A 10326-nucleotide genomic window follows, 5' to 3' on the forward strand; every position below is an offset into this window, starting at 1 on the left:
TGGATGCCCCATTTTGCCGACCTTCCGCCATGAACCCGACCCCTGCCGCCTCCCCCGCCTCCACCCCGGCCATCGCCTTCATCGGCGGCGGCAACATGGCCAGCGCCATCATCGGCGGCCTGGTCCGCCAGGGCGTGCCGCCCGGCCAGATCGACGTGGTCGAGCCCTGGGAAGGCGCGCGCGCCGCGCTGCTCCAGCAGTACGGCATCACGGCCCTGGCGCTGCCCGGCCCGCAGCTCGAGCGCGCCAGCCTCGTCGTCTGGGCCGTCAAGCCGCAGACCTTCCAGGAAGCGGCCCTGCAGGCGCGCGCGCACACGCGCGCGGCCGTGCACCTGAGCGTGGCCGCCGGCATTCGCAGCGACAGCATCGCGCGCTGGCTCGGCAGCGAGCGCATCGTGCGCGCCATGCCCAACACGCCGGCGCTGATCGGCCAGGGCATGACGGCGCTCTATGCGCGCCCCGCCGTGAGCGCCGCCGAGCGCCAGGCGGTGGAGCAGGCCATCGCCAGCACGGGCGAGCTGCTGTGGGTGGCGCAGGAGCCGCAGCTCGACGCCGTGACCGCGCTCTCGGGCTCCGGCCCGGCCTATGTGTTCTTCTTCCTCGAAGCCATGGCCCAGGCGGGCACCGACATGGGCCTGCCCCGCGAGCAGGCGCTCCAGCTGGCCGTGGGCACCTTCGCCGGCGCCTCGGAACTCGCGCGGCGCTCCGACGAGCCGCCCGAGCTGCTGCGCCAGCGCGTCACCTCCAAGGGCGGCACGACCTATGCGGCGATCCAATCGATGGAGCAGGACGGCGTGCAGCGGCAGTTCATGCGCGCCCTGCACGCGGCCCAGCAGCGCGCGCGCGAGCTGGGCGACGAGTTCGGCGGCTGATTTTCAGATGAAATCCGGCTCCAGCGCTGATACAGCAAGTGCTGGCAGCTATCAAAATCAAAGCATCAGCGCAGCGCGTATCCGCCGACCACACCGGCAAACAGCGTGAAGCCGATCCAGTGGTTGACGCGGAACGCGCGGAAACACCCCTCGCGCGTGCGCCCGCGGATCAGCGTCCAGTGCCACGCCACCTGCGCCAGCACCAGCCCAAACGCTCCATAAAGCGGAGCGCCCAGCGCAAGCGGCACCAGGGCTGCAGCCCAAAAACCCACCAACAACAGGTAGAACAGCACGATGGCCGCGACATCGAAGCGCCCGAGCGTGATGGCCGAGGTCTTCATGCCGATCTTCAGGTCGTCGTCGCGGTCCACCATCGCGTATTCGGTGTCGTAGGCCAACACCCAGAACAGGTTGCCCAGCCACAGCAGCCAGGCCAGGGCCGGCACCTCGCCCTGCACGGCGGCGAACGCGATCACGATGCCGAAGTTGAAGGCAATGCCCAGCACCGCCTGCGGCATCGCAAAGAAGCGCTTGGTGAACGGATAAAGAATGGTCACCAGCAGCGCCGGCACCGACCAGGCCACGGCCACCCAGTCGGTGGTGAGCACCAGCGCGAGCGAAATGAGCGACAGCACGGCGCCCACGGCCAGGGCCTCGCGGACCGAGACCTGGCCCGAGGTGATGGGCCGGTGCGCCGTGCGCTTGACATGGCGGTCGAAGTCCCGGTCGGCCACGTCGTTGATGCAGCAGCCGGCGCTGCGCATCAGGACCGTGCCCAGCACGAACACCGCCAGCAGGTGCCAGCCCGGAAAACCCTCCGCCGCCACCCACAGCGCGCTCAGCGTGGGCCACACCAGCACGAGCCAGCCGGCAGGCCGGTTCCAGCGGATCAGGTCGAGGTACAGGGCAAGGCGGTGGCGAACGGCGGAGGGCATGGCAGTCAGGGCAAAGGGAGGAGCAGAAACGAAAAAACGGCGCCGCGCGCACAGCACGCGGCGCCGCCAGGGCGGGTTTTATTCTTCGAGCAGCGAGCGCAGCATCCACGCGGTCTGCTCGTGCACCGTCAGGCGCTGGGTCAGCAGGTCGGCCGTGGGCTCGTCGCTGGCCTTGTCGGCGGCGGGGAACAGCCCGCGCGCGGTGCGCGCCACGGCCTCGTGGCCCTTGACCAGGATGCGCACCATCTCCAGCGCCTTGGGCGGCACCGAAGGCGCGTCGGGCACGCTGGCGAGCTGGCCGAACTCGGCGTACGAGCCCGGCGCCACATGGCCCAGCGAGCGGATGCGCTCGGCGATCGGGTCGACCGCGTTCCACAGCTCGGTGTACTGCGCCATGAACATGGTGTGCAGCGTGTTGAACATCGGCCCGGTGACGTTCCAGTGGAAGTTGTGCGTGGTCAGGTACAGCGTGTAGGTGTCGGCCAGCAGGCGCGAGAGGCCTTGCGCGATGGCGGCACGGTCCTTCTCGCCGATGCCGATGTTGATGTGGGTCGCCGATGACTTGGATGCCTTGGCCATGGGGTCTTCTCCGGAACGGGGTTGGAAACAGGGGCTGCGCTGTGCGCGCGCCAAAACACTGTAGCGCAAGGCCGGCGCGCGGCCGGCCAGGTCGCAGCATGCCGCCGGCTCACGACAGGCGCGTGACGCCCGGCAGCTCGCAGGCGTAGACCGCGTTGCGCAGCGCGGCGATGGCTTCGTAGCGCGTGAAGCTGCGCCGCCACACCAGCACCACGCGGCGCATCGGCGGCGCGCTGCCGTCGGCTTCGCGCACCGGCAGGTAGCGGATGTGGGTCTCGTCGCCCTGGCGCCGGCGCGAGGCCGTGAGCAGCGCGTCGCGCGGCACCGACAGCCGCGGCACCAGCGTCACGCCCATGCCGGCGGCCACCATGTGTTTGATGGTCTCCAGCGACGAACCCTCGAACGTCTTGCGGATGCCCTCGGCGTTGCTCGCGTAGCGCGCGAACTCGGGGCAGACCTCGAGCACATGGTCGCGAAAGCAGTGGCCAGCGCCCAGCAGCAGCATGGTCTCGTTCTTGAGCTCGGCCGCCGTCACGCTTTTCTGCGCGGCCAGCGCGTGCGTGCTCGGCACGGCGGCCAGGAAGGGCTCGTCGTAGAGCGGCGCCATGGCCAGGCCGGTGTCGGGAAAGGGTTCGGCCAGGATGGCGCAGTCGATCTCGCCGGTGCGCAGCATCTCCAGCAGCTTGACCGTGAAGTTTTCCTGCAGCATCAGCGGCATCTGCGGCGTGCGCGCGATCGAGTGGCGCACCAGCTCGGGCAGCAGGTACGGGCCGATGGTGTAGATCACGCCCAGCGTGAGCGCGCCGGCCACGGGGTCCTTGCCGCGCCGCGCAATCTCCTTGATGGCGGCCGCCTGCTCAAGCACGCTTTGCGCCTGGCGCACGATCGCCTCGCCCAGCGGCGTGACCGAGACCTCGCCCGCGCTGCGCTCGAACAGCTTGACCTCCAGCTCTTCTTCGAGCTTCTTGACGGCCACGGACAGCGTCGGCTGCGAGACATAGCAGGCGTCGGCGGCCTTGCCAAAGTGCTTCTCGCGGGCGACGGCGACGATGTATTTGAGTTCGGTCAGGGTCATGGCAGCACAGCGCGTTGAAGGGGGCCTGTGCATTGTGCGTGCTGCGGCCCGTATTGGCGCACCGCCGGCCGGACCCCGGGCCTGTCCGGCGCTCTGCGCCAGCGCTAGTCCGGGGCCTGCGGCGCATAGCCGAGCGCCCGCATCGCCGCCCCCAGGGCGCTGGCTGCGCCCGCATAGCCGTGCCAGGGCGTGTTGCCCAGCGCCAGGCGCTCGGGCGCACTGCGCACCGTCCACTGCGCGCTGCCCGTGAGCGTGGGCAGCTCGTCCCAGGCGATGGGCACCGAGACGCCCATGCCAGGGCGCGCGCGCGGCGTCCAGGCGCACGCCGTGGTGGCGCCCCAGCCGTTGCGCAGGTAGTCGACAAAGATCTTTCCGACGCGGTTGGCCGGCCCGCTCTTGGCCACGAAGCGCTGCGGAATGGTGCGCGCCAGGTGCCGCACCACGGCCTGGGCAAAGCCCTTGACCGTGTCCCAGCCGTGGCGCCGCTGCAGCGGCACGACCACGTGCAGCCCCTTTCCGCCGCTGGTCTTGAGGAAGGCCGGCAGGCCCAGCTGCTCCAGCAGCACCTGCACCAGCTGCGCGGCTTCGCAGACGGCGCTCCAGGTCACGCCCGTGCCCGGGTCGAGGTCGAAGGTCATGCGGTCGGGGCGGTCCATGCGGTCCTTGCGCGCGTTCCAGGTGTGGAATTCGATCACGTTCATCTGTGCGGCCGCCACCAGCGCCTGCGCGCGCACCACCTCGAGCAGGGCCGGGTGCGCGGGCTGCGTGCCCGGGGCAATCGTCGCCATGCCCGGCAGGTGGCGGGTGTCCATGTGCTTTTGAAAGAACAGCTCGCCGCCCACGCCCTCGGGCGCACGCACCACCGCCACCGGGCGCGCCTGCAGGTGCTCGAACATCAGCGGCGCCACCGCCGCGCAGTAGCGCACCAGCTCGATCTTGGTGGTGCCGCTGGCGGGGTCGACCACACGCTCGGGGTGGGTGATGGCCAGGCCCTGCACCTCGGCCGGCGCGGCCCGGGCGGAGCGCGCGGGCGCCGGCTTGGCGGCAGAGGGGGCGCGGGCCGGCGCACCGGCTGGGCGCGCGCCCAGCGCCAGCGCCTGCTCGCGCACCACGGCCTGCGCCGGCTTGTCTTCGCGCAAGCCCTGGAACACGGCGTGGCGCACGCGCCCGGCCTCGGTCCAGCCGGCAAACGACACCTCGGCCACCAGTTCGGGCCGCACCCAGTGCACGCCGCGCGCGGGCAGCGCGCGCGGCTGCGCAAACGGGCTGTCCGGCACCTCCAGCGCCGCCAGCCGCCGGTGCAGATCGCGCAGCGCCTGCTCCTTGAAACCGGTGCCGACGTTGCCGGCGTAGCGCAGCGTGCCGTCGGGCGCGTGCACCCCGAGCAGCAGCGACCCGAGCGCGGTGCGCGCGCCCTGCGGGTCGGTGTAGCCGCCCAGCACGAATTCCTGCCGCAGGCTGCACTTGAGCTTGATCCAGTCGGTGCTGCGCTCGCCCGTGTAGGGCGCGGCAATGCGCTTGCCGATCACGCCCTCAAAGCCCAGCCGGCAGGCCGATGCGACCAGATCCCGCGGCGCGGCCTCGAACGCCTCGCTGAAACGCACCGCAGCGGCACCGGAGCGGTCGCGGTCCGGTGCCGCACCGGCCGGGGCCAGCAGCGCGCGCAGGCGATCGCGCCGCTGCCACAGCGGCAGGGCCCGCAGGTCCTGGCCATCGGCAAACGGCAGGTCAAAGGCGTAGTACACCGGGCGGCCGCTGCCGCGCCCGGCAAAGGCGTTTTGCAGAGCCTGGAAGTCGGGCAAGCCCTGCGCATTGAGCACCAGCACCTCGCCATCGATCCAGCCCGAGCGCAGCGGCAAGGCGGCCAGCGCCTGCGCCAGCGCCGGCAGGCGCGCGCTCCAGTCCTTGCCGCTGCGCGTGAACAAGCGCGCCTGCCCGCGCTCGATGCGCCCCAGCAGCCGGTAGCCATCGAACTTGAGCTCGAACAGCCACTCTTCGGGGTGCGGTGGCGGGCCGTCCACCAGGGTGGCCAGTTGCGGCGCGAGGAACGCGGGCAGCGCGGCCTTGCGGCCCTTGGCCGGGGCGCGCGGCCGCCGCGCAGGCGCTGGCGCTTCGGCCGGGGCGGCCGACGGGGCTGCGGGCGGGCCCGCCACCGCGGCCGCCGGCGCGCCCGCGGAGGGATCGCCCAGCGCGGCCACGCTGTCGGGGCGCGCATCGACCACGCTGTACTGCGCGGCCGCGCGCTCGAGCCCGTCGTGCTCCTTGATCCACAGCCACGTCGGTGCGCGCTCGCTGCCGCGGCCCTGCATGCGCACCAGCGTCCAGCGCCCCTGCAGCTTGTGCCCATGCAACGCAAACTTGAGCTTGCCCTGGCGGTAGCCCGCCTCGGCGTTGCCGAGCGGCTCCCAGGTGCCCTTGTCCCACACGATCACTTTGCCGGCGCCGTACTGCCCGGGCGGGATGGTGCCTTCGAAGGTGTTGTAGGCGATCGGGTGGTCTTCGACCTGCACGGCCATGCGCTTGTCGGCGCTGTCGTAGCTCGGCCCCTTGGGCACGGCCCAGCTCTTCATGGTGCCGTCCAGCTCCAGGCGCAGGTCGTAGTGCAGGTGGCTGGCCCAGTGCTTGTGCACGACGAAGCGCAGCGCGCCCGTGCTGGGCAGCCCGCCGTCGCGCGGCTCGGGGGTGGCGAGAAAGTTGCGCTTGCTCTGGTAGCGCTCCAGTGCGTTGGCTGGCATGGGCGGCCTCCGGGAGCGGGCTGCTGCGTCTGCGCCGGCGCCCGCGGGCTAGGCCGCGCGGCGGCGGGCCGGCGCCTTGTCGGGTGCTTTGCCGGAGGGCGCGCCCCCCAGGCTGCGCCGCAGCAAGGCCGAGAGGTCGACCACGTCCGCGCCAACCGGTGCCTGCACCTGCGCGGCGCTCGGCGCGGCCGGCACCAGGGCGCTGTCTCCGGCGTCGGCCTTGGCCTGCACCAGGTCGCGCAGCTCGTCGGCAAACGAATTGCGGAACTGGTCGGCATCCCAGGGCTGCGCCATCTCCTCGACCAGCTGCAGGGCCATCTTCATTTCCGCGGGGCGGATGCCCACCGCTTCGGTGCCCGAGGGCGGCAGGCTCAGCGCTTCAGCCGGGCGGATCTCGCCGCCCCAGCGCAGCAGGTTGAGCACCAGGGCACGCCCGCAGGGGATGAGCACTGCCAGGTGCTGGCGCGTGTGGATCACGACCTTGGCCACCGCCGCCTTGTTGCTCTGGCGCAGCGCCTCGCGCAGCAGCGCATAGACCTTCTCGCCGCGCTCGAGGGGGGCGGTGTAGTAAGGGCGTTCGAGGTAGACGAACGGAATTTCATCAGCGTCGATGAAGGCCTCGATCTCGATGGTCTGCGTGGCCTTGGGCAAGGCCGCGGCGATCTCCTGCTCGGACAGCACCACGTAGCGGCCTTCGCCCACTTCCACGCCCTTGACGATGTCCTTGGCGGCCAGCTCCTTGCCGGTCACCTTGTTGATGCGCTTGTAGCCCACCGGCTCCATCGAGCGCCGGTCCAGCCAGTCAAAGTCGACCCCGGAGTCGGCCGTGGCCGTGTAGAGCCCCACGGGAATGTGCACCAGCCCGAAGCTGATGGCCCCGCGCCACAGACTGCGGGTGGACGGCGCGGCGCCCGCGTCCGCGGCGGCATTCGCCTTCGCCGCCGCACCGGTCTTCTTGCGCGCACCCCGGTCCGGGGTGCCCGCGGCCTGGGCGGATTTTGCAGCGGGGGGTTTGCGCGCGCTCTTGGCGCTCGTGCTGGCCATGGCTCTCTCCTGGTGGCAATCCTGGAACCGCCAAGCGTGCAACACTCCGGCGCTGCGTGCTGTAGGACAAGGCAGATGCCGGCGGGCCGGCGCGCTAGGAGGCTGTCGGGCTTGGAGCGTCGAAAGCGAAAATCGGCCCCAGCGAGGACAGTTTTTGCCGAATTTGCAGCTCCATAGCCCAGCTATGGAGCAAAAAGACGGTGAAAAATGGACCGCTGAGGCCGATTTGCAGCCGACGATTTCCAAGTCCGACAGCCTCCTAGGCCTTGAGGTAGTCGGCCTTGCCGCCGAGCCAGCGCGCCACATGCTGCGCGGCGAGCGCCGGGCAGCGGTCCAGCATCCACGGCGCCAGCGCGCGCGCCCACTCCAGCAGCGCGGTGTCGGTGGCCAGATCGGCAAAGCGCAAGAGCGCGTCGCCCGACTGGCGCGCGCCCAGGAATTCGCCCGGGCCGCGGATCTCCAGGTCGCGCCGCGCGATCTCGAAACCGTCGTGGGTCTCGGCCATCGCCTTGAGGCGCTCCTTGGCGGTTTCGCCGACGCGCCCGCTGTCGTTGGTGGCGTACAGCAGCACACAGGCCGAGGCCGCCGCACCGCGCCCGACGCGCCCGCGCAGCTGGTGCAGCTGCGACAGGCCAAAGCGCTCGGCATGCTCGATCACCATCAGCGAGGCGTTGGGCACGTCCACGCCCACCTCGATCACGGTGGTGCTGACCAGCACGCCCATGTGGCCCGCGGTGAACAGCGCCATCACGGCCTTCTTCTCGGCGCTGGGCATGCGCGAGTGCAGCAGGCCGACCGCCACGCCCGGCAGCGCCTCGCTGAGGTCGGCGTGCGTGGCCGTGGCATTGCTCAGGTCGAGCGCCTCGCTCTCCTCGATCAGCGGGCAGACCCAGTACACCTGGCGCCCGGCCGCCACCTGGGCGCCGATGCGCGCGATGACCTCGTCCTTGCGGCTGTCGGCGATCAGCTTGGTGACGATGGGCGTGCGCCCGGGCGGCAGCTCGTCGATGGTCGACACGTCGAGGTCGGCGTAATAGCTCATGGCCAGCGTGCGCGGGATCGGCGTGGCCGTCATCATGAGCAGGTGCGGCTCCATGCCGTGGGCGGCGAGTTTCTGCCGCAGCGCCAGGCGCTGGGCCACGCCGAAGCGGTGCTGCTCATCGATCAGCGCCAGCGCCAGGCGCTTGAAGCGCACCTGTTCCTGGATCACGGCGTGCGTGCCTACCACCAGCGCGGCCTCGCCGCTCTCGATCAGCGCGAGCATGGCGGCGCGCTCCTTCTTCTTCTGCCCGCCGACCAGCCAGGCCACGCGCAGGCCGCGCGCCGCCAACAGCGGTTCGAGCCAGCCGATCAGCTTGGCAAAGTGCTGCTCGGCCAGGATTTCGGTCGGCGCCATCAGCGCGCACTGCCAGCCCGCATCGATGCACACGGCCGCGGCCAGCGCGGCCACCACGGTCTTGCCCGAGCCGACGTCGCCCTGCAGCAGGCGGTGCATCGGCACGGGCCGCGCCAGGTCGCGCGCGATCTCTTCGCCGACGCGCCGCTGCGCCGCCGTGAGCACGAACGGCAGCACGGCCAGCAGCTGCTCGTGCAGCGAGAGCGCGCCGCCGGGCACGCCCTGCGGGCGCAGCAACGGCGCGCGCAGGCGGTCGCGCGCGCGCTTGGCCTGGTGCTGCGAGAGCTGCTGCGCGAGCAGCTCCTCGGCCTTGAGCCGCTGCCAGGCCGGGTGGCTGTGGTCTTCGAGCGTGGCCAGCGCCACGTCGGGCGCCGGATGGTGCAGAAATGTGAGCGCCTCGCGCAGGCTCCACAAGCGCTGCGGGCTGTTTTGACCAAAACGGGGCAGCGGTGGCGGCGGCGCCTCAGCGGGCAGCGTCTCGGACAGATCGGCGCGCTGCAGCGCGCCCACCACGGCGCGGCGCAGGTAGGGCTGGGGCAGGCCAGCCACCGTGGGGTAGACGGGGGTGAGCGCGCTCGGCAGCTCGCCGCCGGCCAGGCGGAAGGCCGGGTGCAGCATCTGCCGGCCCCAGAAGCCGCCCTTGACCTCGCCGCGGATGCGCAGGCGCGCGCCCACGGCCAGGGTCTTCAGGTGCGAGGGGTAGAAGCTGAAAAAGCGCAGCTCGCAGGTGGCGCTGCCGTCGTCGACCGCCACCACCAGCTGGCGGCGCGGGCGCAGCTGGACCTCGCTCGCGGTCACCGTGGCCTCGATCTGCACCACGCTGCCTTCGCGCGCGTTCTGGAGCAAGGTGATGCGGGTTTCGTCCTCGTAGCGCAGCGGCAGGTGCAGCGCCATATCGATGGGGCGCGCCAGGCCGAGCTTGAGCAGCGCCTTCTGCGGCGCCGTCAGGGCCGGGGCGGCGGGGCGGGCGGGCGCGGCTGCAGCGTCGGGGGGCGAAGACATACCTGCATTTTTACCCAGTATGCTGTCCGTTCGACGCAGTGCGCACCGACGCCCCTTCACCGGAGCCCGCCCCATGCCCACTTTTCTGACGCTCACGCCCAACCCGGCCCTGGACCTGGCGACCGACACCGAGCAGGTCGTGCCCACGCACAAGCTGCGCTGCGGCGCGGTGCAGCGCTACCCCGGCGGCGGCGGCGTCAATGTGGCACGCATGCTGCACCGCCTGGGCAGCGGCGTGCAGGCCTGGGTGCTCGCGGGCGGCGTGGCCGGCGCCCAGCTGCGGAACCTGCTGGCGGCCGAGGGCGTGGACACGCAGTGCCTGACCATTGCCGGCGACACGCGCGAGAACCTGTCGGTGCTCGACCGCCGCCACGCCCAGGAATACCGCTTCGTGCTGCCCGGCCCCACGCTGCAGGCCGGCGAATGGCAGACCTGCCTGGACCGCGTGGCGGCGCTCGCCCCGCCGCCGCGCTGGTGGGTGGCCAGCGGCAGCCTGCCCCCTGGCGTACCGCAGGACTTTTACGCACGCCTGGCGCGCCTGGCGCATGCGCGCGGCAGCCGCATGGCGCTGGACAGCTCCGGCCCGGCGCTGGCCGCGGCGCTGCACGCGGGCGTGGCGGTGGTCAAGCCCAGCCTGCGCGAGCTGCGCGAACTCACCGGCGCGGCGCTGGCCGAGCCCGGCCAATGG

8 protein-coding genes are annotated in these 10326 nt (G+C 71.8%); 2 read left to right on the top strand and 6 right to left on the bottom strand.

Annotated features, from left to right (window positions below; all coding sequences use genetic code 11):
- Positions 1-29: 29 nt before the first annotated feature.
- A complete protein-coding gene (gene proC, locus B2J86_RS10855) occupies positions 30-872 on the top strand; it encodes a pyrroline-5-carboxylate reductase (protein WP_173025551.1) in 843 nt (280 codons plus the stop codon).
- A gap of 65 nt (positions 873-937) precedes the next feature.
- On the opposite strand, the gene ubiA is transcribed toward proC, so the two are convergent.
- The 6 genes from ubiA to recG form a co-directional block, all read right to left on the bottom strand.
- Complete coding sequence (ubiA, locus tag B2J86_RS10860) at positions 938-1807, bottom strand: 4-hydroxybenzoate octaprenyltransferase (RefSeq protein WP_371736414.1); 870 nt, start codon at positions 1805-1807, stop codon at positions 938-940.
- Positions 1808-1885: 78 nt separating this feature from the next.
- Entirely contained in the window at positions 1886-2386 is a 501-nt protein-coding gene (locus tag B2J86_RS10865; protein ID WP_173025552.1) for a Dps family protein, read from the bottom strand.
- Positions 2387-2495: 109 nt separating this feature from the next.
- On the bottom strand, positions 2496-3461 hold the full coding sequence (locus B2J86_RS10870; RefSeq protein ID WP_173025553.1) for a LysR substrate-binding domain-containing protein: 966 nt from the start codon (positions 3459-3461) through the stop codon (positions 2496-2498).
- 104 nt (positions 3462-3565) lie between these two features.
- The gene (gene ligD, locus B2J86_RS10875; RefSeq protein ID WP_173025554.1) at positions 3566-6196 is read right to left on the bottom strand and encodes a DNA ligase D; all 2631 of its coding nucleotides are present in this window, start codon (positions 6194-6196) and stop codon (positions 3566-3568) included.
- A gap of 48 nt (positions 6197-6244) precedes the next feature.
- Positions 6245-7240 carry a Ku protein gene (locus tag B2J86_RS10880; protein ID WP_173025555.1) on the bottom strand — a complete coding sequence of 332 codons (996 nt, stop codon included), beginning with the start codon at positions 7238-7240 and terminating at the stop codon, positions 6245-6247.
- A 259-nt stretch (positions 7241-7499) separates the two neighbouring features.
- Positions 7500-9638, bottom strand: coding sequence for an ATP-dependent DNA helicase RecG (gene recG / locus B2J86_RS10885; protein WP_254068061.1), 2139 nt, complete (start codon positions 9636-9638; stop codon positions 7500-7502).
- A 73-nt stretch (positions 9639-9711) separates the two neighbouring features.
- Here recG and B2J86_RS10890 point away from each other — a divergent pair.
- Positions 9712-10326: 1-phosphofructokinase family hexose kinase (locus tag B2J86_RS10890; RefSeq protein WP_173025557.1), on the top strand; the 615-nt coding region annotated here is incomplete at its 3' end.

Source organism: Acidovorax sp. SRB_14 (assembly GCF_012932145.1).
Classification (GTDB): domain Bacteria; phylum Pseudomonadota; class Gammaproteobacteria; order Burkholderiales; family Burkholderiaceae_C; genus Simplicispira.